Genomic DNA, 21,963 nt, shown 5'->3' on the forward strand with positions numbered 1-21,963 from the left:
TATCCCGTGTCCGTCTGGCGGCGTTCATATTGGATCGCTACATGGGGCGGATATGGCGTTCTCCCCGCGCGTGCTCCGCGTCTCGCTCCTCCCCATCCTTCTCGGCCTCGGGCTTCCCGCTACCGGTCAGCAGGTCGCGCCCGCGCAGAGCGTGGCGTCCGCCGCCGCGCCGCCCAGGGCCGCGACCCCGCCCGGCGTCGATCCCGCGCCCTGGCTCTACAAGGGGTCGGACATCACCCCCGATCCGGGCTGGTCGTTCGGAACGCTGCCCAACGGCGTGCGCTACGCCGTGCGCCGCAACGGCGTGCCGCCCGGCCAGGTCGCGGTGCGCGTCCGCATCGATGCGGGCTCGCTCCACGAGACCGACGGGGAGCGCGGCTTTGCCCACTTCCTGGAGCATCTGAGCTTTCGCGGGTCGCAGCACGTCCCCGACGGCGAGGCCAAGCGGGTGTGGCAGCGGCTGGGCGCGACCTTCGGGTCGGATTCGAACGCGCAGACGACGCCGACGGGAACGCTCTACAAACTCGACCTGCCCGGCGCGACCGTCACCGGGCTCGACGAGAGCCTGAAGATCATGGCGGGGATGATGGCCGCCCCCACGCTGACCGAGGCCAGCGTCTCCGCCGAGCGCCCGATCGTGCTCGCCGAACAGCGCGAACAGCCCGGGCCCCAGGTGCGCTTCGGCGACCTGATCCGCTCCACCTTCTTCGCGGGGCAGCCGCTCGCGGATCGCTCGCCCATCGGATCGGTCAAGACGCTGGAGGCGGCGAACGCGCGGACGGTTCAGGCTTTCCATGACCGCTGGTATCGCCCCAGCCGCACCGTGGTGGTGATCGCGGGCGACATGGATCCCAGTGTCTTCGCCGCCGGCATCGCCAAGCATTTCGGCGGCTGGAAGGGCGTCGGCCCTGAGCCGCGCGACCCGGATTTCGGCCGTCCCGACCCGTCCAGGCCCGCGACCGCGACCCTGGCCGAGCCCGGCCTGCCGCCGATCGTCGCCACCGCCACGATCCGCCCCTGGACCTACCGGGACGACACGGTGATCTTCAACCAGCGCCGCATGGTCGACACGGTCGCGGGCCGCGTGATCAGCCGCCGGCTGGAACAGCGCGCGCGCGGCGGCGGCAGCTTCCTCCAGGCGAGCGTGACGCTCGACGACGTGTACCGGTCGGGCAACGTCACCTCGGTCAACATCGTGCCGGTCGGCGACGACTGGGCGGCGGCGCTGAAGGACGTGCGCGCGGTCATCGCCGACGCGGAGAACGCCCCGCCGACGCAAGGCGAGATCGACCGCGAACTCGCCGACTACGACACCGCGCTGCGCACCCAGGTGGAGACCGCGCGGGTCGAGGCGGGCGGACGCCAGGCCGACGACATCGCCGAGGCGCTGGAGATCCGCGAGGTCACGACCGCCCCCGACACCTCCTATCGCATCTTCACCGACGCGCGCGCCAAGGGCATGTTCACGCCGGCCGCCGTGCTCGCCTCGACCAGAAAGCTGTTCGAGGGCGTGACCCGCGCGGTGGTCAATACCCGCACCCCCGATCCGACCGCCCAGGCCAAGCTCGACGTGGCGCTCAAGGCCGATGTGGCGGGGCTGGCCGGCCAGCGCCGCCAGTCGCGTGACGTCACTTTCGCGCAGCTTCCCGCTTTGGGCAAGCCCGGCACCGTCGCCGGCCGCGTCAAGGCGCAGGGGCTGGAGCTGGAGACCGTCACCTTCGCCAACGGCACCCGCCTGCTGCTGTTTCCGAACAGTGGCGAGACGGGGCGCGTCTATGTCCGCGTCCGTTTCGGCGGCGGGCAGAACGCCTTGCCGACCGACCGCGCGACCCCGGCCTGGGCGGGCGACCTCGCGCTCGTCGCCAGCGGGATCGGCAAGCTCGACCAGAATGACCTCGAAGCCCTGGTGGCGGGCCGCCGCGTGGGGTTCGATTTCAATATCGAGGACGACGCCTTTTCGTTCAACGCGATGACCAATCGCGCCGATCTGGCCGACCAGCTCCGCCTGTTCGCGGCCAAGCTCGCCCAGCCCGGCTGGGACCCCGCGCCCGTCAACCGCGCCCGCGCGGTCGCGCTCGCCGCCACGCGTGGATACGATGCGTCGCCGGGCGGCGTGATCGGGCGCGAGCTGGACGGGCTGCTCCGCGACGGCGACCCGCGCTGGGCGGCGCCCGGTCCCGAGCTCATCCAGAAGCTCGACGCGGGCAGCTTCCGCCGCCTGTGGGAACCGCTGCTGAAGACGGGGCCGATCGAGGTGTCGATCTTCGGCGACACGACCGCCGAGGCCGCGATCGACGCGGTCGCGCGCAGCTTCGGCGCGATGAAGCCGCGCGGCCAGGCGCTCGCGAGCCCCAAGCCCGTGCGCTTCCCCGCCCATGTAGCGACCCCGGTGATGCGCACGCATAGCGGCCCGGCCAACCAGGCCGCGGCGGTCATCGCCTGGCCGACCGGCGGCGGGATCGAGGGGATCGCGGAATCGCGCCGCCTCGATGTCCTGGCCCAGGTGTTCAGCGACCGGCTTTTCGAACGGCTGCGCCAGGCGGCGGGGGCGAGCTACAGCCCGCAGGTGCAGAGCCAATGGCCCGTCGGCCTGCCCGGCGGTGGGCGGTTGCTCGCGGTCGGCCAGGTCGCGCCCGACGGCGTGCCCTTGTTCTTCCGCATGTCGCGCGAGATCGCCGCCGACCTCGCCAAGACCCCGATCGCCGATGACGAGCTTCAGCGCGTGCTGCGCCCCATGACGCAATATATCCTGCGCGCGTCGAGCGGGAACCAGTTCTGGCTCGGCCAGCTCGGCGGCGGCGCGTTCGACGAGCGTCGCGTGGAGGCGACCAGGCGGATCGCGGAGGACTATGTCACCATCACCCCCGCGCAGCTTCAGGAGACGGCGGCGAAATATCTGCGTCCCGACCGCGACTGGACCTTCGCGGTGCTGCCCAAGAGCGGCGCGAAGTAGCTCCCGTCCTCCCTCTCCCGGCGGGAGAGGGAGCCGGGACGCCTACCCCCGATACAGCCCGTTCAGCCGTGCGCCGTACACTTCCTTCAGCACGTGGCGCCGGATCTTGAGCGACGGGGTCATCTGCTCGTTCTCGATCGTGAAGGGTTCGTCGGCGATGACGAAGCGGCGGACGCGTTCGATGACCGACAGCTCCTTGTTGACCCGCTCCACCGCCGCCGACAGCGCGGCGCGGTATGTGGGGTCGTCCGCCAGGCTCGCGAAGCTGCACGGGGCGCCGCCGGCCGCGCAATATGCTTGCGTCCATTCGGGATCGGGCACCAGCACCGCGACCATATAGGGTCGCCGGTCGCCATGGATCATCGCCTGGGCGATCTCGGGCTGGAGGGTGAGCATCCCTTCCACTTTTTGCGGCGCGACATTGTCGCCCTTGTCGTTGACGATCAGGTCCTTCTTGCGGTCGGTGATCTTCACCCGGCCCGCCTCGTCGATCACGCCGATATCGCCCGTGTGGAGCCACCCGTCCTTGAGCACCCGCGCGGTTTCCGCCTCGTTGCGCCAATAGCCGTGCATGACCAGCTCGCCCCGGCACAATATCTCGCCGTCCTCGGCGATCCTGACCTCGGTGTTCAGCAGCGCGGGGCCGACCGTGTCCATGCGGATGCCCGCCTTGGGCCGATTGCACGAGATGATCGGCCCGGCCTCGGTCTGGCCATAGCCCTGCAGCACCAGCACCCCGATCGAATGGAAGAACACGCCCACATCGGGATTGAGCGGCGCCCCGCCCGACACCATCGCCTTCAGGCGCCCGCCGAAGCGCCTGGCGATCTTCGGCTTGAACAGCGTGTCCACCAGCAGCTTGGTCGGGCGGTCGACGATGCGAAGCGTGCCGTGATAGTCGCGCGCGCCCACCGCGATCGCCTGCTCCAGCAGCCAGTTGGACAGCCGGCCCTGCTTGGCGACGCCCTTGCTGATCCGCTGGTGAAGCACCTCGAACAGGCGCGGCACGACGAACATGATCGTCGGGCGCGCTTCCTCCATGTTGGCGGCGAGCTTCTCCAGCCCCTCGGCATAATAGATCTGCCCGCCCATGCCGATCGGCAGAAACTGCCCGCCGGTATGTTCATAGGCGTGCGACAGCGGCAGGAAGGACAGAAAGGTCTCGTTCTCCTCGATCCCCAGATCCTCGCCGATCGCGTCGATGCACGCGGCGGCGCAGTGCAGGATCGCGCCGTGATGCTGGCGCACGCCGCGCGGGGCGCCGCCGGTGCCGCTGGTGTAGATGATGCACGCCAGGTCGCCCCGCGCGAAATCCGCGCGCTGCTCCGCCTCGGCGGGATCGGTCGGGTGCCGGGCGATCAGGTCGCGCCAGCCGTGGAAGTCGACCCCGGTCCGCGCCACGCGCATCTCGTCGATGCCGATCACGATCTGGGGCGCCGACGCGCGCAGCACGGCGGGCATCAACGTGCGCGCGAGCTTGTCGGTCGACACGATCACCGCGCGCGCGCCCGAATTCTCCATGACGTGCGCATGGTCGCGCTCGGTGTTGGTGACATAGGTCGGCACCGTCACCGCGCCCGCGGCCATGATCGCCAGGTCGGACAGACACCATTCGGGCCGATTCTCCGACACCAGCATCACCCGGTCGCCGCGTTCGATGCCGATCGCGGTCAGCCCCGCCGCCAGGCTCGCCACCTGCCGCGCCGCGTCCGCCCAGCTCGTCGATACCCAGGCGCCGTTCTCCTTGCGCCACAGGAACGGCCGGTCCCCGCGTTCCCGTGCCCGCGTGAAAAACATCGTCACCAGATTGGGGAACGGCTCCAGACTCCGCATCATTCTCTCCCGCGCCCGTTTCGCCGGGCGTCAATCACGCGCACGCCTATTCGCCCAGCGCCGTCCCCACGCTGCGCGGATCGGCCGCGCCGCGCCAGCCGGCCGGCGTCCGCTCGGCCGCGTTCGCCTTCAGCCCCAATTTGCCGATCACGACCTTGTGGCCCAGCCGTTCCAGCTCGGGCTTGAGCGCGGCGCGCGCTGTGCCCTCCTCCAGGATCACGCCATCGCGCCCGAAATAGACCAGCCCCTCGCCCAGGGCGGCACGCGCGGGCAGGCCCCAGTCGAGATGCGCGATCAGCGCCTTGGCGACCTGCATGATGATCGTCTTGCCCCCCGCCGCGCCGACGGTGAAGACGGGCCGGCCCTTGGCGTCATAAACGATGGTCGGCGCCATCGACGACAGCGGCCGCTTGCCGCCTTCGACCCGGTTGGCGACGGGGGCGCCGTCCCGCTCGGGCGCGAAGGTGAAATCGGTGAGCTCGTTGTTGAGGGCATATCCGCCCAGACCCTCGCCGACGACGAGTTGGCTCCCGAACGGCCCTTCGATCGTCGAGGTCATGGACGCGACATTGCCCTTCGCATCGACCGCGACGAAATGTGTCGTTCCCGCCACCTCGCGCTGTACCGCCGGGGTGCGGGCGGGGGCGCCGGGCGGGTTGCCCGCCGGATAGGCGCCGAGCGCGCGGAGCGGCGAGATCAGCCCCGACCGCCGCCGCAGATAGGCGGGATCGATCAGCCCCGCGACCGGCACCGCCACGAAATCGGCGTCGCCCAGATATTTCTCGCGATCGGCATAGGCGAGCTGCATCGCCTCGGCGATCAGGTGCCAGGATTGCGCCGACGCAGGGCCCAGCGCCTTGAGATCGAACCGCTCGAGCATCCCCAATATGCCCAGCACCGTCGTCGCCCCGCTCGACGGCGGGCCCATGCCGCAGATGCGCCACGCGCGGTAGCGTCCGCACACCGGCGCGCGCTCCTTCGCGCGGTAGCCCGCCAGGTCGGCGGCGGTCATATCGCGGGGCGAGCCCACGCTCCCGTTCACCGCCGCCAGCAGCGCGCGGGCATTGGCACCGGTGTAAAAGGCGTCCGCGCCCTCGGCCGCGACACGGCGCAGCAGCGCGGCGAGCGCGGGATTGCGCACCGTCGCGCCCTCCGTGACCGGCTTGCCGCCCGGCGCGTAGAGCGCGGCGGTCGCGGGGAAATCGCCCCAGGCGGGTTGGAGGTTCGCCGCCGCGCCCGCCAGCGGCCGGGTCACGACATAGCCGCCCTGCGCCAGCCGGATCGCGGGCTCGAACAGCCGCGCCCAGGGCAGGCGCCCCCATTTCCGGGTCGCCAGCGCCATCAGCCGCAAATTGCCCGGCACCCCGACCGACCGCCCGCCGCCGACCGCCTGGCGATAGGGCAAGGTCTGCCCGTCCGGCCCCACGAACCGCGCCGGCGTCGCCGCGCGCGGTGCGGTCTCGCGACCGTCGATGGTCTGCAACCGGCCGCCCGCCGAATGATGGACCAGGAACCCGCCCCCGCCGATGCCCGAGGATTGCGGCTCGACCACCGTCAGCGCGAGCATCATCGCCATCGCCGCATCGGCCGCCGAACCGCCCTGGCGCAGGATCGTCTGCCCCGCCTCGGTCGCCCGCGGATCGGCGGAGGTCACCGCGCCTTGCGCGAACGCAGAGGCGGGCAGAAGCAGCGCGAAGAGCGCGAGAAGGTAACGGATCATCGCGCCGGACCCTAGCGCCGCGCCGCGCCCGTGCAAGCGGTCAGCGTCCGCCCGCCCCTACGGCCTCCGCGACGGTGTCGAACCCGTCCCGCGCGAGAAGTGCGTCGAGCTCCCGCGCGATCCGACGGAGCAGCCCCGGCCCACCGTAAACCAGCCCCGTATAGAGCTGCACCAAGCTCGCGCCCGCCCGGATGCGGGCATAGGCCTCCGCCCCCGTATCGATCCCGCCCGCCGCGACGAGCGGCAGCGCGCCCCCGGTCGCGCGCGCGAAGTCGGCGAGCCTGCGCGCGGCCAGCTCGCGTAGCGGCCGGCCCGACAGCCCGCCGCCCTCCGCTGCGTTGGGCGAACGCAGCCCCGGTCGCGTCACCGTCGTGTTCCCCACCACCAGCGCGTCGACGCCCCGGTCGATCGCCGCCCGCGCGATGTCCTCCACCGCGTCCCACTCCAGATCGGGCGCGACCTTCAGGAACAAGGGCGCCCCCCCGCGCGCCTCGACACAGGCCGCGAGCAGCTCGTCGAGCGCCGCGCCGTGCTGCAGGTCGCGCAGGCCCGGCGTGTTGGGAGAACTGATGTTGACCGTGACGTAATCCGCGACCCGCGCCGCCGCGCTCACGCCCGCGACGTAATCCGCCACCCGGTCGCCCGCATCCTTGTTCGCGCCCACATTGATTCCGAGCACCCCGGCGCGTGTCGCCTCGGTGGCGCGCGCGATGCCCGCGTCCAGCCCGCCATTGTTGAACCCCATGCGGTTCACCACCGCCCGGTCCTCGACCAGCCGGAACAGCCGTGGCCGGGGATTGCCGGGCTGGGGCAGGGGGGTCAGCGTCCCGATCTCGACCGACCCCGCGCCCAGCGCGAACAGCCCCGCGATCGCGCGCCCGTCCTTGTCGACGCCCGCCGCCACCCCGACCGGGTTGGGAAAGGCGACCCCCGCGACGACGGTCGCCAGCCGTTCCGACCGCACCGGCCCGCCCGCCAGCGGAGCGCCCACACGGCCCCATGCCTCCAGCCCGGCGATCGTCACCGCGTGCGCGCGCTCCGCCGGCAGCGCGAAGAGCAGGGGGCGTAGCGGATGGACCATGTCACTCCGGCCATCGCATCGATGCGGGCGCCCGTCAAAAGCTGCCGTCGCCCGGTTCCGCACAATCGTACAATAATGTCGCGTCGGAGCCTGCTATGCGGACGCCGCGACCCGAAGGACGCATCGGTTTCACCTTTTCGTCCTTTGACTTGAACGGCCCGGCCTGACCTCAGGCCGGGCCGCTTTTTCGTCGCGCTGCTAACGACTCGCAGCAAGGCGTCGGCGGTTGACGCGCCAGCCGTGCACGACCATCTGCAATCGGACCGATATACTCCGATTTGAGAAGCCGTTCCTTGCGCCTGTCGAGCCTTGCCGATTACGCGATCGTGTTGATGTCCGCCGCCGCCCGCAGCTGCGGCGCGGCGCCGCTCAACGCGACCCTGTTGTCGGCACGGACGGGCGTGCCCCTCCCCACCGCGCAGAAGCTCGTCGGCCGGCTCGCGAGCGCCGGGCTGCTCATCAGCGCGCGCGGGTCCGGCGGCGGCTTTCGCCTCGCGCGGCCGGCGGCGGCGATCAGCCTGGCCGACATCGTCGAGGCGGTGGAGGGCCCGATCGCGCTCACCACTTGCGTCGACGACGATCGCGACCATTGCGCGCTCGACGGTCATTGCCTCGTCAAGCCGCATTGGGGCGTCGTCAACCAGGCGGTCCGCGCGGCCCTGGACGGCGTCAGCCTGATCCACCTCTCCCAGCCCGCACCCGATCCGGTGCGCGTGAAAGTAGACGCATGATGGCCACCAAGAACGCCGAAGCCTATGCCGCCGTCGCCAAGACGTATGAATGGGGCTTCTCCTCCGATATCGAACAGGACTTCGCGCCCAAGGGGCTGAGCGAGGACACCGTCCGCTACATCTCCGCCAAGAAGAACGAGCCGCAATGGATGCTCGACTGGCGCCTCAAGGCGTTCGCGCTGTGGAAGACGATGGAGCATCCCGACTGGTCGAAGCTCAACGTCCCGCCGATCGACTATCAGAATGCCTATTATTACGCCGAGCCCAAGGCGAAGCCCAAGCTGGGCAGCCTGGACGAGGTCGATCCCGAGATCCTGCGCGTTTACGAGAAGCTCGGCATCCCGATCCAGGAGCAGAAGATGCTGGCTGGTGTTGTTGAGGGGGGCGTCGTCGAGGAGGAGGGCGCGGAGCCCAAGCGCCGCGTGGCCGTCGACGCGGTGTTCGACAGCGTCTCGGTCGCGACCACCTTCCGCAAGGAGCTGGAGGCCGCCGGCGTCATCTTCCGCTCGATTTCCGAGGCGATCCGCGAATATCCCGACCTGGTCCGCAAATGGCTCGGCCGCGTCGTGCCCCAGCGTGACAATTATTTCGCGACGCTCAACTCGGCGGTCTTTTCCGACGGCACCTTCGTCTACATTCCCGAGGGCGTCCGCTGCCCGATGGAGCTATCCACCTATTTCCGCATCAACGCGGAGAATACCGGCCAGTTCGAACGCACGCTCATCATCGCCGACAAGGGCAGCTACGTCTCGTATCTGGAGGGCTGCACCGCCCCGATGCGCGACGAGAACCAGCTCCATGCGGCCGTCGTCGAGCTCGTCATCCTCGACGATGCCGAGATCAAATATTCGACCGTCCAGAACTGGTATCCCGGCGACGAGAACGGCGTGGGCGGCATCTACAATTTCGTCACCAAGCGCGCGCTTTGCCAGGGGAAGAACAGCAAGGTCAGCTGGACCCAGGTCGAGACCGGGTCGGCCGTCACCTGGAAATACCCCAGCTGCGTCCTCGCGGGCGAGGGCAGCGTGGGCGAGTTCTACTCGGTCGCGGTGACGAACAACCGCCAGCAGGCCGACACCGGCACCAAAATGATCCATCTGGGCAAGAACACCCGCTCGACCATCGTGTCCAAGGGCATCAGCGCCGGCCGCTCCGACAACACCTATCGCGGGCTGGTGCGGGTCGCGCCGGGCGCGGAGGGCGTCCGCAACTTCACCCAGTGCGACAGCCTGCTCCTGGGCGACCAGTGCGGCGCGCACACCATCCCCTATATCGAGGTCCGCAACCCGTCCGCGCAGATCGAACACGAGGCGACGACGTCCAAGATCAGCGACGACCAGATGTTCTACGCCATGTCGCGCGGGCTGGACCCGGAGGCGGCGGTCGCGCTGATCGTCAACGGCTTCGCGCGCGAGGTGCTGCAACAGCTGCCAATGGAGTTCGCGGTCGAGGCGCAGAAGCTGCTGGGGATCTCGCTTGAGGGGAGCGTGGGGTGAGCCGTGCCCGGTCCATATTAGCGTTTATCGTATTTGCGGCGTCCGGCTTGTGGGCCTTGGCTGCGCTATTCCTCGTGCCGATCAGCCTACCACTCGATGCGAAGATCACTGGTGCGCCGCTGCAAACCTACCTGCGCGGGTTGGCCGACATTCTGCTCCCGATCATAATCATGGTGCTCGCGTTTCGACTGCGGCGCTCAAGGAAGATTGATGCTCAAGATTGAAAACCTTCACGCCGAGATCGATGGCACCGAAATCCTCAAGGGCCTGACCCTCACCGTCAACGCGGGCGAGGTCCATGCGATCATGGGACCCAACGGCGCGGGCAAGTCGACGCTCGGCTATGTGCTCGGCGGCCGTCCCGGCTACGAGGTCACCGCCGGATCGGTGACGTTCGGTGAGGTCGACCTGCTCGACCTCGCCCCGCACGAGCGCGCCGCCGCCGGCCTGTTCCTCGGCTTCCAATACCCGGTCGAGATCCCCGGCGTCTCCAACGTCCAGTTCCTGCGCGAGTCCTTGAACGCCCAGCGCGCGAACCGCGACGAGAAGCCGCTGTCCGGGGGCGAGTTCCTCAAGCTCGCCCGCGCCGAGGCGGCCAAGCTCGACATGGACGCAGAGATGCTCAAGCGCCCCGTAAACGTCGGCTTCTCCGGCGGCGAGAAGAAGCGCAACGAGATGGTGCAGATGGGGATCATCCAGCCCCGCCTCGCCATCCTCGACGAGACCGATTCCGGCCTCGACATCGACGCGCTGCGCATCGTCGGCGACGGCATCAACCGCATCATGCGCGAACCGACCAAGGCGGTGATCCTTATCACCCATTATCAGCGGCTGCTCGACTATGTGGAGCCCGACTTCGTCCATGTCCTCGCCGACGGGCGGATCACCCGCACCGGGGGCAAGGAACTGGCGCACGAGCTGGAAGCCCAGGGTTACGGCGCGGTGGCGGCGTGATTGAGCTCCGCGCCGAAGGCGCAAGCATGTCGGGACCTGTTCTTTGCGCCTCCACGCGCGAGAAGAAGCTGATGTTCACGCGGAGGCGCGAAGGCGCGGAGTTGCGTTCGGCGCTCCCGTCCTTGTTCTCATCTCTTCGGCTCACGATCCGCCCGGTGCGTTCTAAGGCCGCTGACGCGGTAGGGCACCATCTCCGCGTCTCCGCGCCTCCGCGCGAACCAGCCTTCTTGTCGCGGAATAATCAAGCCCCGAACGTGGGAGCGGCCCGGTGACGCTCCTCACCCTCCCTTCCAACCGCGAGGAGGCGTGGCGCTGGGCCGACACCGCCGCCATCGCCGGCGCGGCGGGCTCCGCGCGCGTGGGCGGCGATCCCGTCCATGACCATTTCCTCGACCTGCCCGGCGATCGCCTGCTGTTCGTCGACGGCGCGCTCCACGCGTCCTCGACGCTCCTGCGCGCCGAGCCCGCGCGCGTCGCGGCGACCACCCATGCGCTCGGCGGGCGGGCGACCGATAGCGCCTGGGCGCTCCGCCTCGCTCCGCACGCGGTCGCCGATCCCGTCCAGGTGGTCCACCTCTCCACCGGCGGCGAGAACCATGCCGCCGCCGAGATCGTCCTCGCCGACGACGCCGCGGCGACCGTCGTCGAGACTTTCGTCGGCGCCGGCTGGACCAACCGCTTCACGCGGCTGAAGCTGGGCAAGGCCGCGCGGCTCCAGCGCGGCGTCCGCCTGCTCCAGTCCGAGGGCTTCACTTCCACCCGCGACGAGGCCGAGCTGGGCGTAGGCGCGAGCCTGGTGTCGATCTTCCTGGGCGCGGGGGCCGCGGGCAGCCGCATCGACGGCCAGATCGTGCTGGCGGGCGATGCGGGCTATGCCGAATATGGCGGCGTCCTCCTGACCCGCGCCGAGCAGCGCCAGGAATGCGCGGTCGCCGTCCGCCATGCCGAGCCCAACGGCCAGAGCCGCCAGGTCTGGCGCGCGGTCGCCGCCGACCGGAGCCAGGCCAGCCTCGCCGCCCGCGTCGAGGTCGCCCGCCACGCGCAGAAGACCGATGGCGAGCAATCCTTGCGCGGTCTCCTCCTCGACCGCACCGCCGCCGTGAACCTCAAGCCCGAGCTGGAAATCTTCGCCGACGACGTGAAATGCGCCCACGGCGCGACGGTGGGCGAACTCGACGCCCGCGCGCTCTTCTACATGGAGTCGCGCGGCATCCCCCGCCCGCGCGCCAAGGGCCTGCTCACTCACGCCTTCGTCGCCGACGCGCTCGACCGGATCGGCGACGAACAGGTGCGTGAGGCCTTCCTGGCCGATGCGGGCGCCTGGCTGGAGCGGGCATTGTGACCGATCTCCTCACCCTGGAACGCCCGCTCGATACGGTCGCCGACTTCCCCGCCATCCCCGATGGCTGGGCCTATCTCGACACCGCCGCCACCGCGCAGAAGCCGCGGGTCGTCATCGACGCGATCGCCCGCGCCTATGACACGACCTATGCGACGGTGCACCGCGGCGTGTATGCGCGCTCCGCCGACATGACGCTCGCCTATGAGGCCGCCCGTGGCCGGGTGGCCGGGTTCATCGGCGCGGGTTCTTCCGACGAGATCATCTGGGTGCGCGGCGCGACCGAGGCGATCAACCTGGTCGCGACCTGCTGGGCGGGCACGCAGCTCAAGGCGGGCGACCGCATCCTGCTGTCGCTGCTCGAACATCATTCCAACATCGTCCCCTGGCAGATGGCCGCCGAACGTGTCGGCGCCGCGATCGACGTCGTCCCGCTCACCCCGGACGGCCGCATCGATCTCGACGCGATGGAGCGGATGATCACCCCGGCCCACAAGATGGTCGCGCTCAACCACGTCTCGAACGTGCTCGGCTCGGTTCTCGACGGCAGGCGGGCAAGCGACATTGCGCACTCCGTCGGCGCGAAGATCCTGCTCGACGGCTGCCAGGCGGTGCCGCGCATGGCCGTCGACGTCGCCGCGCTGGGCTGTGACTTCTACGTCTTTTCGGGCCACAAGCTCTACGGCCCGACCGGCATCGGCGCGCTCTGGGCCCGGCCCGAACTGCTCGACGCCATGCCCCCCTATCAGGGCGGCGGCGCGATGATCGACCGGGTCAGCTTCCAGCGCACCACCTATGCCCCCCCGCCGGGCCGGTTCGAGGCGGGGACGCCGCATATCGTCGGCGCGCTGGGGCTGGCCGCCGCGATCGACTATGTCGAGGGCATCGGCCTGGACCGCATCCACGCGCACGAAGCCGCGCTGGTCGCGGACGCGCGCGAGGCGCTGTCGCAGTTCAACAGCGTCCGCCTGCTCGGCCCGGCGGATTCGGCGGGGATCGTCAGCTTCACGATCCAGGGGGTGCACCCCCATGACATCGGCACCATATTGGACGAGGGCCGGGTCGCGATCCGCGCGGGGCATCACTGCGCCCAGCCGCTGATGGAGGCGCTGGGGATCGACGCCACGGCGCGTGCGAGCTTCGGCGTGTACAACGGCCCCGGCGACATCGCGGCGCTGGTGCGCGGCGTCGAACGGGTGACCAGGATCTTTGGGTAGGGATATTCGGATGAGCGACCGGTTCGTCGTGGAAGAAGTCGACAGCGTGGAAACCCCGCCCAAGGCGCGGGTCGAGCAGGAGGACGCGCGCGCGACCTTCGAGCGCAAGCGCGACTATCTCGACGGCTTTCTCGCGCAACGCCCGCGCGAGGAGCCGGTCGGCGAGCCCGGCGGCGCGCTCTACGAGGCGGTGGTCGAGGCGCTGAAAGAGATCTTCGACCCCGAAATCCCCGTCAACATCTACGATCTGGGGCTGATCTACGGCGTCGAGGTGACCGAGGGCGGCCATGCGGCGGTCAATATGACCCTCACCACTCCGCATTGTCCGGTCGCCGAGTCGATGCCCGCCGAGGTCGAGCTGCGCGTCTCGGCGGTGCCCGGCATCGCCACCGCCGAGGTCAATCTGGTCTGGGACCCGGCCTGGGACCCCCAACTCATGTCCGACGAGGCGAAATTAGAATTGGGAATGTTGTGATGGCGACCACGCTTCGGCAACGCCCCGCGGCCCTCAACCTTACGCCGTCGGCCCATGCCCGCATCGCGGACCTGATGGGGCGCGCGCCAGCCGAGGCGGTCGGGGTCAAGCTGTCGACGCCGCGCCGCGGTTGTTCGGGCCTGGCCTATTCGGTCGATTATGTAACGGAGGCCAAGCCTTTCGACGAGCGCATCGACACGCCCGGCGGCACCCTGTTCGTCGACGGCGGGTCGATCCTATACCTCGTGGGCAGCACGATGGACTGGGTGGAGGACGATTTCACCGCCGGCTTCGTCTTTCAGAACCCCAATGCCAAGGGGGCCTGCGGCTGCGGCGAGAGCTTCACCGTCTAGGACTGATCGACATTCGACGTGGCTTCGTGACGAGGTTCACGTGAAGGCGCGAAGGCGCGAAGATGAGGGATGGACCGGGGTCGCGGCTTGAGTGCACCCGACGGTCGGCGAGTCTCGGCGTCCTCAGCGCCGCCGCGCGACCCGAATCTTCGCGCCTCCGCGCCTCCGCGTGAACATTCTGCCCGACGATGATACCCATCCGATCGTTCGGATGAATGACGATCCGGCCTAGGGGCTGAGCGCCGCGTCGTCGGCGTCGTCGATCTCCTCCTCGTCGATCTTGTCCTCGTCGAAATCGTCCTGGAGGTCGTCCTCGTCCATGTCGTCCTCGTCCATGTCGACATCGTCGTCGGTGGTGCCGACCTCGCCGTCCTCCATGTCCAGATCGTCGATCGGCTCGCTCTCCGGATCGTCGAGCCCCAGATCGGGCGCCATGTCGGTCAGGATCGCGCCGTCCGAGGGACCGTCGCCGGTCGCCTCCAGGATCTCGGCGCGCTGGCTCTCGTCATAGCCTTCCTCGTCGAAGGTGTCGTCGCCCGATCCCATGCCGGGCATCCGCGTTCCTGCCATCATCGCCTCCATAAAATCTTATGCCCGGACGAACCCCGGGCGGGGCGCGGCGGTTCCACGGACGGGCTCAGCGCCCGAACAGCCGGCCCCGTTCGGTCCAGGCGACCAGCCCCAGCGCGACGACGCCCGCCGCCATGAAGCCGATCGTCATCGGCGCGGCGGTGCCGTTGAACGCCTGGCCGATGACGGCGCCGGTCATCGCGCCGGCGGTGACGTTGGCGAAGCCCTGTACGCTGGACGCGGTGCCGGCGATCGCGCCCATATTCTGCATCGCCATGGCCATGAAGTTCGACGTCGCCAGCGCCATGCAGGCCATGGTCAGCGCCTGCAGCACCGTGAAGCTCCACAAGCCGTCCCGGCCCAGCTCGACCAGCACGAGATGCAGCGCCGCGACCGCGATCAGCCCCAGAACCGCGCCGTGCCCGATCAGTCGCGTGCCGAGCCGCATCACCAGCCGCGCGTTGAACAGGTTCGCCGCCGCCATCGTGGCGGCCGTCGCGGCGAACACGCCGCCCAGCAGCTCGGCGCGGCCGAAGCCGTCCACCACCTGCTGGATGGAGTTCAGATAGCCGTAAAGCGCGCCCGTCATCGCGGTCGCCGCCAGCGTATAGCCCAGCGACAGCCGATCCCCCGCCGTCCGCCGCCAGCCCGCGATCACCGGCGCGGGCCGGATCGGCCGGCGGCGGTCGGCCGGCAACGTCTCGGGCATGCGCGCCCAGAACCACAGAAACAGGACCGCCGACAGCCCGGCGATCCCCCAGAAGATCGCGCGCCAGTCCGCGACCAGCAGCACCGCCTGGCCGATGGCGGGGGCGACGATCGGCGCGATCATGAACGCCAGGAACGCGATGGACATGACCCGCGCCATCGCCGGCCCATGATAACAGTCGCGCACCATCGCGGTGGTCGCGACGCGTGTCGCGGCGATCGCCATCCCGCCCAGTACCCGCGCCGCGATCAGCAGCGCGAAGCTCCCCGCCAACGCGGCGGCGATGTTGGCGGCCGCATAGGCGCCCATCGCCCAGAGCAGCACCCGCCTGCGCCCGAACCGGTCGGCGAGCGGGCCGTGGATCAGATGCGCCACGCCGAACCCGCCCAGAAAGGCGCTGATCACGAACTGGCGCGCATTCGGGTCGGCGACGCCCAGCTCCGCGCCGATCGCGGGCAGCGCCGGGAGCATCGCGTCGATGCCGAGCGCGCCCAAGGCGAGCAAAGCCGCGACGAGCGCGACGAACTCGGCGAAACCGATCGGGGCGCCGATCTGGGCGGGAGGTTGGTCGGCCATGCTGCGGTGCACCTAGACCTTTATGGCACCGGAGGCATCCCGCTTGTGCACATCGGCGGCAACCGATAGCGTGTTGGTAACACAATACAGCTGGAGCCCCGCCATGCGCCGTCCCGTCCTGCTTCTCGCCCTGTTCGGCCTCGCCGCCTGCGACCGGCCGCAGGAGGGGACGAGCGTGTCGATCGACGATGGCGGCGGCAATGTGCTGGGCGCGGTCGACGGCAGGACGGGCGAGGTCAAGATCGACGTGCCGGGCTTCCAGGGCTCGCTCAAGCTGCCGCGGTTCAAGCTCGACGCGGACGATGTCGATCTGAACGGGGTGAAGCTCTATCCCGGATCGACGATCGACGGCATCGACATCCGGGGCGACGAGAAAGGCGCCGGGGGCGGCGAAGAGGGCGTGCGCCTCAGCTTCACCAGCCCCGCCGCGGCCGCCACCGTCCGCGACTGGCTGGGCGAGCGGCTGAAGGAGGCGGGCTTCACCGTCACTCCGAGCGGGGAGGGGCTGAGCGGCACGACCGACGACGGCAAGCCCTTCCGCCTGGAGATGCGGCCCGGTGACGCGGCGGCCTCGACGGGCGTGATCGTGCTGGGCGGCTAGTCCGGTCTGTTCGGGGCGTGGGGAAACGCCTATATCGCGGCTTCCCCACCCCAACCGGACGCGAACCCCATGCTCGATACGCCGCTCGCCCAGGTGCCGACCCTTTCGCTGCGCGACCAGGAGGGCGATCCCGACGGCTTCGCCGCGGCGCTCGGCCAGTCGTTCCGGCGCTTCGGCTTCGCGATCGTCGCCGATCACGGCATCCCCGACCCGCTGATCCAGCGTGCCTGGGCCGAGACGCAGGCGCTGTTCGCGCTGCCCGAGGCGGAGAAGCGCGGCTATCACGTCGCGGGCGGCGGGGGCGCGCGGGGCTATACGCCGTTCAAGACCGAGATCGCCAAGGACGCTAGCGTCGTCGACCTGAAGGAATTCTGGCATGTCGGGCGCGAGCTGCCCGCCGGGCATCCCTACGCCGCGCAGATGGCGCCCAATATCTGGCCCGCGCGGCCGGAGGGGTTCCGCGACACTTTCATCGAGCTGTTCGCGGCGTTCGACCGGGCGGGGGATCGGCTGTTGTCGGGGATCGCGCGGCATCTGGGGCTGGCGCCCGACTGGTTCGACCCGGCGGTCGCGGACGGCAATTCGGTGCTCCGCCTGCTCCATTATCCCCCCATCGCGCCCGATGCCGAGGGGGTGCGCGCGGGCGCGCATGAGGACATCAACCTCATCACCCTGTTGCTGGGCGCGGAGGAGGCGGGGCTGGAACTGCTCGACCGCGAGTCCGGGCGCTGGCTGCAGATCAAGCCGCCCGAGGGGGCGATAGTGGTCAATGTCGGCGACATGCTCCAGCGGCTGACCAACCACGTCCTGCCCTCGACCACCCACCGCGTCACCAACCCGCCCCCCGAGCGGCGCGGCCATTCGCGCTATTCGATGCCCTTCTTCCTCCACCCCGCGCCCGATTTCCTGATCGAGACGCTGCCGGGGACGATCACCGCCGACAATCCGAACCGCTACGCCCAGCCCATCACCGCGCACGACTATCTCCACGAGCGGCTGGTCGAGATCGGGCTGATCAAGCCCTGAGGCATGGCGGGACGGGTCCGGCGCAAGCTCGGCCTGCAAGAGGCCGAGGCGCTGGCGGCCCGCGCGGCCGAGCCGGAAAGGTGCGTGCTGTGCGGCCGCCCGCTGGGAGCCAAGGTCGAATGGCACCATCTCGTCCCCAAATCGGAGGGCGGGCGGGAGACCGCGCCCGTTCACCCGATCTGCCATCGCACGATCCACGCGCTGGTCGCGAACGGCGAGCTGGCGCGCGACTTCGCCGATGTCGAAATGCTTCGCAGCCGGGCGGACATGGCCCGCTTCCTGCGCTGGATCGCCGACAAGCCCCCCGACTTCCACGCGCCGACCAGGCGGGCGCGGGCGGGGGAGGCGTGAGGACGATGCCCGACGGGCGGAAGGTCACCAAAGGTCACGCCAAGAACGCCGGGCGGCGATGCGCGTAACGCTGGTCGCGACATGAATCTCAACCGATTGCGCCGGGTATCGTGCAAGCGTGACGGCGACTGGTCGTCCGGCCGATGATGTCAAAGAACATCGACGAGGCTGGCAGGCGGTTTCCGACATCGCAAGCTCGGCCGTCCGGGAGACGGGCAGCGGCGGCCCGACTCACGCCCGACTCGCTTCGTCGCACGGCGCGAGCCGAACGTCGGGATTCTCAACATTTCGTTAGGCTGTCGCGGCACAGGGGCGAGGGCGTGTCCTATGTCGTTGATTCCACTCGCCTCACCGGTCGCGGTCGCCCGAGTCGGCGGCGGCGTTGCCGGTCGGGCGGCCGCCTGCGCGCGTTGGCGCTGGGCGTCGCGATCGGGCTGATATGGCCGAGCGTGCGCGCCCGGGACTGGGCGGGGATGATACCCGCCGATCTGGGAATGATCTTCCCGCAAGGCCTGCGCATCGGCCTGCCCGACGGGGCCGGCTGGTCGCTGCCCCCGGGCTGGCCGCGGGTCGCCCGGAAGACGGACGAAGCCGTGCCCGTCACCGCCGCTCCAGCGCGGCGATCTCGCGGCTCCTGACCCACCAAAAGGCGGCGAACACGTATACGCCCGCCGCCTCGACCAGGAACAGGACGGGCGAGTCCTCCCGCCGCGGCGACAGCGCATGGACGGCCCAGAGGGTGAGCGGAAGCAGGACCATCAGCTGCCCAGCAGGCGATAGGTCGCGCGAAAGGCCGCCGCCTGGCTCTCGTCGCGCAGGAGGCGGAGCGTGTCGCCCGATCGGAACACGCGCATCTAGGCGATGAGGAGGAAGAACCCGATCGCGGCGGCGGCGTGGAGGCGGCCGGTCAGGGTAGCGGGGGCGCCCGTCGGCCAGCCCATCGGCGCGACCGCGACCAGCACGGCGGCGAGCCCCACGCCACCCAGCGCCAGGTCCTCCCGCCGGGAATAGCCCTCGTAGAAATACAGGAACGCGCCGAGCGCCCAGAGCGCCCCCACCAGCACGTCGCGCATCCGGCCGTCCGCATGGTGGTAATAGGCGCTGGTCGACCCCTGCAACCGCCCCGGCCCGCCGCCGAGCCACAGGGCGACGGGCAGCGCGAAGGCGATCAGCGCCATGCCGCGACGCAGGTGGAAATAACTGGCGGAGATGGAGGTGGCGATGGCCTCCGCGGGCTGTAGGTCGGCGGGCGGGGGCGCGTCGGGGCGGGCAAGGGCGGCGTGGACGTCTTCGGGGGTCATGGCGTGTACTCAGGCCGACTTGCGTCGGGCTGATCTTCATCGCGAAAGCCGTGCGTGTCCACACTCCACCTCGTCCAAGTTCCGACCTTCGCGATCACCCCGGCCCTGTACGTAGATGACGGCGAGCCAACGCCGGAGCAGATCGCGTAAGCTAAAACCGCACCTAACGCCGACGAGTGAGCCTCAGCACATTGTAAGCCTCTTATTCCGCCGCTTCCTGCATCCCGCTGTTATGGGCGTAGGTGGCCCAATCAGGCTTGTACCCGTCATCGGCTTGGTCGCCCCATACGGTCCAGCCGGGGCGCACCCCTCGGCTGAACAGCTCCAGGCGCGGACCCCAGGAGCAGGACTCGATCACGTCATATTGCTCGTCGGGCTTGCGGCTGTGCTCGCGCTTGCGGGTCTGGAGCATGTTGACCTGACTGCGGCCGGGCGGGAGGGTGCGGGCGTTCTTGCCACGTACGCCGAAAAGAAGAATTTCGGTGACGTTGCGGAAGTAGAAGCCGACGCCGCGCCCGTCCGATCCGCCGTCCTTGCGCACCTTGTGCCAGATGATGTTGGAGATGTAGCGGAACCCCCACGCCTCCATGACGGACAGCCCCTCGGGCAGCAGCGCGTTGGGCACCCAGAGATACAGGTGCGCCGGGTCCGCGGCGACGTCGGCCACCGGCAGCGCGCGAATGTCGTCGAGCGTCATGGTGCCGTAGCGGTTCAGCCGCTTATGCTCGGGCGCAATCTTGCCCGTGCGGTTCTGGAACTGCCACGGCGGATCGGCGAGGATCGTGTGGAAGCGAGAGCCTGTCGCGGTTCTAAGCAGGTCAACGCTGCCAAATGGGTTGATCGTGAGCATAAGGATCTGAATCAGATCGGATCCGTAATGTGGATCCCTCGCGAGTCGAGCCGTGCGAAGAACAAGTTGAACGGAGTTCCTAATCCATTGCTCTAACCAGATCGTTATAGAGTCGCGTCTCCCCAGATGTTCCAGGTGGGTAGTTGTCGGTGTTGAAATCGCCATCAACCAAATTGACACGATTGAACACCGACGCAAACTGCTGGGTAGTTACCACGGACCCTGGAACGGCCAAGAAATTGTAAGCGACTCTGAAAAACTTAATCAAAGCACGGAAGCCGTTTGTTCGTGGCAGCATGCGGCCAGTACCGGTGGGAGTCCAAGCCTGCGGCCAGCGTTGTGCAACTGCCTCGAAGTAATTCCACAGTAGCTCCGAGAGATCGGTTTGACGCGACTCAAGAAAGAACCTGCGCAAGACAAGTCGTCGAGCCTCTTCGTCGGAAATAGGATCAAAGCCTCGCCCTCGCCTTGCCCAGTCTCTATCTTTGATAAGCTGCTGCTTGTTGGACACCATATGAGATAAAATGCCCTCCACTACTGTTGCTTGGGAGAGCGGCTCGGGATTCGACCGACCTGGCGTTGCTGTTCCTAAGCGCTTAATACGGCGCTCTAACGGACTTCCCGGAGCCTGATCTAGAGCGATACATACAGCATGGGCAATCTTTTCAGGAGAGTCGGTTGTACTATAACTAAAAAGATCGTAAACTAAACTCTTGCTTACTTTAGTTTGAGCTAGATTCACGATAGCAAAAACACGAGCCTGATCTTCAATATCGGCATCTACCAAGATTGCAACATTAACGTCAAAGTCAGCTATGCCCGACCGTCGCAATCCTTCGATGCGATGCTGCCCATCTATTACGCGCGCAACCCTCTCATATGAGAATAGGCCGCCTTCCTCGACTACTTCCTCGCTCCGAAGCTCCATCTCCATGCAGCCGTCAGATCGCTCCGTGATGTCGATACAGTCAGTTGAAATTGCAAGAACAACCGCTGTAGGAAAAGTGGCGTCTACTGTTCTAACATACGTCGCAATCTCATCCACTCTCTTTTCATCTAATCGCCTTTGAACGCCTGTAGCCAAGTATATGCCGTCTTCGCCACGGCGAATTTCTCTCATATCGTATTCAGCAAGCTGCCAAAGCGTTTTGCTGTCGATGCTACCAAGATAGAGGTCGCCTATGGGCTGACGGACTCGAATGACGCTGAACTTTGCGGTTAGAGTCACCCCTGTCCTCCTGCTTTGCGCTTAGAGAGCTCCTCGGTAAGCTTCTTGGGGGCTTTTGCGCCGGCATTAAGCGCTTGAGCGTGGCCGACATTCTTCATTGCTTCGGCAATCATTCGGCATAGAAGAGCGCCAACATAGATGATTAGTACAGCACGTCCAACGAAGTTAAACGACTGCGCTTTGAGTGTGGGATCTACCCCAACCAAAACCATAAGGAAGAACAGCGTCATCACTGAAAGTACGCCAAAGACCAAGTTTGCCGTTTCTGTAAGTTTACCACGTAGGCATATAAGAAGGAGGGCAGCCAGAGAACCCATCGAATAAAAGGCCATTTGTCCATTAGTCAGAAAGGCCCAGTACTCCTCCTTAGACTGTGTTGGCCCAAAAACTAGGACCATGCGGCCGAACAGCACGGGCGCTAAGCTAACGAGAGCGACAATCAAAGTGTCGGCTGCGGCACTAGGGTCAAAACCCAATCAGCGGGTTGAGGCGGGCGCGGTTTTCTGATTCACCACGGACGCGGGGGCGACGGAGGTGAGCATGGCGCTGTTCTGGTTGTCGGACGAGGCCTGGGCGGCGATCGAGCCGCATCTGCCCAA

Annotated in this window: 22 protein-coding genes; 12 read left to right on the top strand and 10 right to left on the bottom strand. The window is 68.3% G+C overall.

Features of this window, described 5'->3' with window-relative positions:
* Positions 1–52: 52 nt before the first annotated feature.
* Entirely contained in the window at positions 53–2,953 is a 2,901-nt protein-coding gene (locus VF592_RS02525; protein WP_331004025.1) for a M16 family metallopeptidase, read from the top strand.
* A 42-nt stretch (positions 2,954–2,995) separates the two neighbouring features.
* Here VF592_RS02525 and VF592_RS02530 read toward each other — a convergent pair whose 3' ends face one another.
* The 3 genes from VF592_RS02530 to VF592_RS02540 are packed head-to-tail and all read right to left on the bottom strand — an operon-like array spanning position 2,996 to position 7,587.
* Positions 2,996–4,786, bottom strand: a complete 1,791-nt coding sequence (locus tag VF592_RS02530; RefSeq protein WP_331004046.1) for an AMP-dependent synthetase/ligase — start codon at positions 4,784–4,786, stop codon at positions 2,996–2,998.
* A gap of 46 nt (positions 4,787–4,832) precedes the next feature.
* Positions 4,833–6,506: a gamma-glutamyltransferase gene (gene ggt / locus VF592_RS02535; RefSeq protein WP_331004026.1), complete on the bottom strand. Its 1,674-nt coding sequence runs from the start codon at positions 6,504–6,506 to the stop codon at positions 4,833–4,835.
* Between the two features lie 40 nt (positions 6,507–6,546).
* Positions 6,547–7,587, bottom strand: a complete 1,041-nt coding sequence (locus tag VF592_RS02540) for a quinone-dependent dihydroorotate dehydrogenase (protein WP_331004027.1) — start codon at positions 7,585–7,587, stop codon at positions 6,547–6,549.
* Between the two features lie 293 nt (positions 7,588–7,880).
* On the opposite strand from VF592_RS02540, the gene VF592_RS02545 reads away from it, so the two are divergent.
* The 8 genes from VF592_RS02545 to VF592_RS02580 all read left to right on the top strand — a co-directional run bounded on the left by VF592_RS02545 (position 7,881) and on the right by VF592_RS02580 (position 14,152).
* A complete protein-coding gene (locus tag VF592_RS02545; RefSeq protein ID WP_331004047.1) occupies positions 7,881–8,318 on the top strand; it encodes an Rrf2 family transcriptional regulator in 438 nt (145 codons plus the stop codon).
* Positions 8,318–9,814 carry a Fe-S cluster assembly protein SufB gene (gene sufB, locus VF592_RS02550; protein ID WP_331004048.1) on the top strand — a complete coding sequence of 499 codons (1,497 nt, stop codon included), beginning with the start codon at positions 8,318–8,320 and terminating at the stop codon, positions 9,812–9,814. Before VF592_RS02545 ends, sufB begins: the two co-directional genes overlap by 1 nt.
* Positions 9,811–10,038, top strand: coding sequence for a hypothetical protein (locus tag VF592_RS02555; RefSeq protein WP_331004028.1), 228 nt, complete (start codon positions 9,811–9,813; stop codon positions 10,036–10,038). The genes sufB and VF592_RS02555 overlap by 4 nt, the downstream gene beginning before the upstream one ends.
* Positions 10,025–10,768, top strand: a complete 744-nt coding sequence (gene sufC, locus VF592_RS02560; protein WP_331004029.1) for a Fe-S cluster assembly ATPase SufC — start codon at positions 10,025–10,027, stop codon at positions 10,766–10,768. The genes VF592_RS02555 and sufC overlap by 14 nt, the downstream gene beginning before the upstream one ends.
* Before the next feature lie 268 nt (positions 10,769–11,036).
* Complete coding sequence (locus tag VF592_RS02565; protein WP_331004030.1) at positions 11,037–12,110, top strand: SufD family Fe-S cluster assembly protein; 1,074 nt, start codon at positions 11,037–11,039, stop codon at positions 12,108–12,110.
* Complete coding sequence (locus VF592_RS02570; protein ID WP_331004031.1) at positions 12,107–13,324, top strand: cysteine desulfurase; 1,218 nt, start codon at positions 12,107–12,109, stop codon at positions 13,322–13,324. The genes VF592_RS02565 and VF592_RS02570 overlap by 4 nt, the downstream gene beginning before the upstream one ends.
* 10 nt (positions 13,325–13,334) lie before the next feature.
* Positions 13,335–13,799 carry an SUF system Fe-S cluster assembly protein gene (locus VF592_RS02575; protein WP_331004032.1) on the top strand — a complete coding sequence of 155 codons (465 nt, stop codon included), beginning with the start codon at positions 13,335–13,337 and terminating at the stop codon, positions 13,797–13,799.
* On the top strand, positions 13,799–14,152 hold the full coding sequence (locus tag VF592_RS02580) for an iron-sulfur cluster assembly accessory protein (RefSeq protein ID WP_331004033.1): 354 nt from the start codon (positions 13,799–13,801) through the stop codon (positions 14,150–14,152). The genes VF592_RS02575 and VF592_RS02580 overlap by 1 nt, the downstream gene beginning before the upstream one ends.
* A 228-nt stretch (positions 14,153–14,380) precedes the next feature.
* On the opposite strand, the gene VF592_RS02585 is transcribed toward VF592_RS02580, so the two are convergent.
* Entirely contained in the window at positions 14,381–14,722 is a 342-nt protein-coding gene (locus VF592_RS02585) for a DNA primase (protein ID WP_331004049.1), read from the bottom strand.
* A gap of 67 nt (positions 14,723–14,789) precedes the next feature.
* On the bottom strand, positions 14,790–16,007 hold the full coding sequence (locus tag VF592_RS02590) for a multidrug effflux MFS transporter (protein WP_331004034.1): 1,218 nt from the start codon (positions 16,005–16,007) through the stop codon (positions 14,790–14,792).
* A 103-nt stretch (positions 16,008–16,110) separates the two neighbouring features.
* On the opposite strand from VF592_RS02590, the gene VF592_RS02595 reads away from it, so the two are divergent.
* The 3 genes from VF592_RS02595 to VF592_RS02605 all read left to right on the top strand — a co-directional run bounded on the left by VF592_RS02595 (position 16,111) and on the right by VF592_RS02605 (position 17,985).
* Positions 16,111–16,608, top strand: coding sequence for a hypothetical protein (locus VF592_RS02595; RefSeq protein WP_331004035.1), 498 nt, complete (start codon positions 16,111–16,113; stop codon positions 16,606–16,608).
* A gap of 69 nt (positions 16,609–16,677) precedes the next feature.
* Positions 16,678–17,634 (top strand): isopenicillin N synthase family dioxygenase, encoded by a 957-nt coding sequence (locus VF592_RS02600; RefSeq protein ID WP_331004036.1) that lies wholly within the window; start codon positions 16,678–16,680, stop codon positions 17,632–17,634.
* A gap of 3 nt (positions 17,635–17,637) precedes the next feature.
* Entirely contained in the window at positions 17,638–17,985 is a 348-nt protein-coding gene (locus VF592_RS02605; RefSeq protein WP_331004037.1) for an HNH endonuclease, read from the top strand.
* Between the two features lie 600 nt (positions 17,986–18,585).
* On the opposite strand, the gene VF592_RS02610 is transcribed toward VF592_RS02605, so the two are convergent.
* From VF592_RS02610 to VF592_RS02630, 5 genes are all read right to left on the bottom strand, one after another.
* Positions 18,586–18,744, bottom strand: coding sequence for a hypothetical protein (locus VF592_RS02610; protein WP_331004038.1), 159 nt, complete (start codon positions 18,742–18,744; stop codon positions 18,586–18,588).
* A 95-nt stretch (positions 18,745–18,839) separates the two neighbouring features.
* Positions 18,840–19,286 carry a hypothetical protein gene (locus tag VF592_RS02615; RefSeq protein WP_331004039.1) on the bottom strand — a complete coding sequence of 149 codons (447 nt, stop codon included), beginning with the start codon at positions 19,284–19,286 and terminating at the stop codon, positions 18,840–18,842.
* 202 nt (positions 19,287–19,488) lie between these two features.
* On the bottom strand, positions 19,489–20,136 hold the full coding sequence (locus VF592_RS02620) for an MT-A70 family methyltransferase (RefSeq protein ID WP_331004040.1): 648 nt from the start codon (positions 20,134–20,136) through the stop codon (positions 19,489–19,491).
* A 79-nt stretch (positions 20,137–20,215) separates the two neighbouring features.
* Entirely contained in the window at positions 20,216–21,364 is a 1,149-nt protein-coding gene (locus VF592_RS02625) for a DGQHR domain-containing protein (RefSeq protein ID WP_331004041.1), read from the bottom strand.
* The gene (locus tag VF592_RS02630) at positions 21,361–21,696 is read right to left on the bottom strand and encodes a hypothetical protein (protein ID WP_331004042.1); all 336 of its coding nucleotides are present in this window, start codon (positions 21,694–21,696) and stop codon (positions 21,361–21,363) included. Before VF592_RS02630 ends, VF592_RS02625 begins: the two co-directional genes overlap by 4 nt.
* Between the last annotated feature and the right edge of the window lie 267 nt (positions 21,697–21,963).

It is taken from the genome of Sphingomonas sp., assembly GCF_036388435.1.
Taxonomy (GTDB): Bacteria; Pseudomonadota; Alphaproteobacteria; order Sphingomonadales; family Sphingomonadaceae; genus Sphingomonas.

Bases quoted from the DNA above. Each gene is read 5' to 3' on its own strand.
- VF592_RS02525 (WP_331004025.1), top strand. From the start codon at position 53: ATGGCGTTCTCCCCGCGCGTGCTCCGCGTCTCGCTCCTCCCCATCCTT.
- VF592_RS02530 (WP_331004046.1), bottom strand. From the start codon at position 4,786: ATGCGGAGTCTGGAGCCGTTCCCCAATCTGGTGACGATGTTTTTCACG.
- ggt (WP_331004026.1), bottom strand. From the start codon at position 6,506: ATGATCCGTTACCTTCTCGCGCTCTTCGCGCTGCTTCTGCCCGCCTCT.
- VF592_RS02540 (WP_331004027.1), bottom strand. From the start codon at position 7,587: ATGGTCCATCCGCTACGCCCCCTGCTCTTCGCGCTGCCGGCGGAGCGC.
- sufB (WP_331004048.1), top strand. From the start codon at position 8,318: ATGGCCACCAAGAACGCCGAAGCCTATGCCGCCGTCGCCAAGACGTAT.
- sufC (WP_331004029.1), top strand. From the start codon at position 10,025: ATGCTCAAGATTGAAAACCTTCACGCCGAGATCGATGGCACCGAAATC.
- VF592_RS02575 (WP_331004032.1), top strand. From the start codon at position 13,335: ATGAGCGACCGGTTCGTCGTGGAAGAAGTCGACAGCGTGGAAACCCCG.
- VF592_RS02580 (WP_331004033.1), top strand. From the start codon at position 13,799: ATGGCGACCACGCTTCGGCAACGCCCCGCGGCCCTCAACCTTACGCCG.
- VF592_RS02585 (WP_331004049.1), bottom strand. From the start codon at position 14,722: ATGGCAGGAACGCGGATGCCCGGCATGGGATCGGGCGACGACACCTTC.
- VF592_RS02590 (WP_331004034.1), bottom strand. From the start codon at position 16,007: ATGGCCGACCAACCTCCCGCCCAGATCGGCGCCCCGATCGGTTTCGCC.
- VF592_RS02595 (WP_331004035.1), top strand. From the start codon at position 16,111: ATGCGCCGTCCCGTCCTGCTTCTCGCCCTGTTCGGCCTCGCCGCCTGC.
- VF592_RS02600 (WP_331004036.1), top strand. From the start codon at position 16,678: ATGCTCGATACGCCGCTCGCCCAGGTGCCGACCCTTTCGCTGCGCGAC.
- VF592_RS02605 (WP_331004037.1), top strand. From the start codon at position 17,638: ATGGCGGGACGGGTCCGGCGCAAGCTCGGCCTGCAAGAGGCCGAGGCG.
- VF592_RS02610 (WP_331004038.1), bottom strand. From the start codon at position 18,744: ATGGTCCTGCTTCCGCTCACCCTCTGGGCCGTCCATGCGCTGTCGCCG.
- VF592_RS02615 (WP_331004039.1), bottom strand. From the start codon at position 19,286: ATGACCCCCGAAGACGTCCACGCCGCCCTTGCCCGCCCCGACGCGCCC.
- VF592_RS02620 (WP_331004040.1), bottom strand. From the start codon at position 20,136: ATGCTCACGATCAACCCATTTGGCAGCGTTGACCTGCTTAGAACCGCG.
- VF592_RS02630 (WP_331004042.1), bottom strand. From the start codon at position 21,696: ATGGCCTTTTATTCGATGGGTTCTCTGGCTGCCCTCCTTCTTATATGC.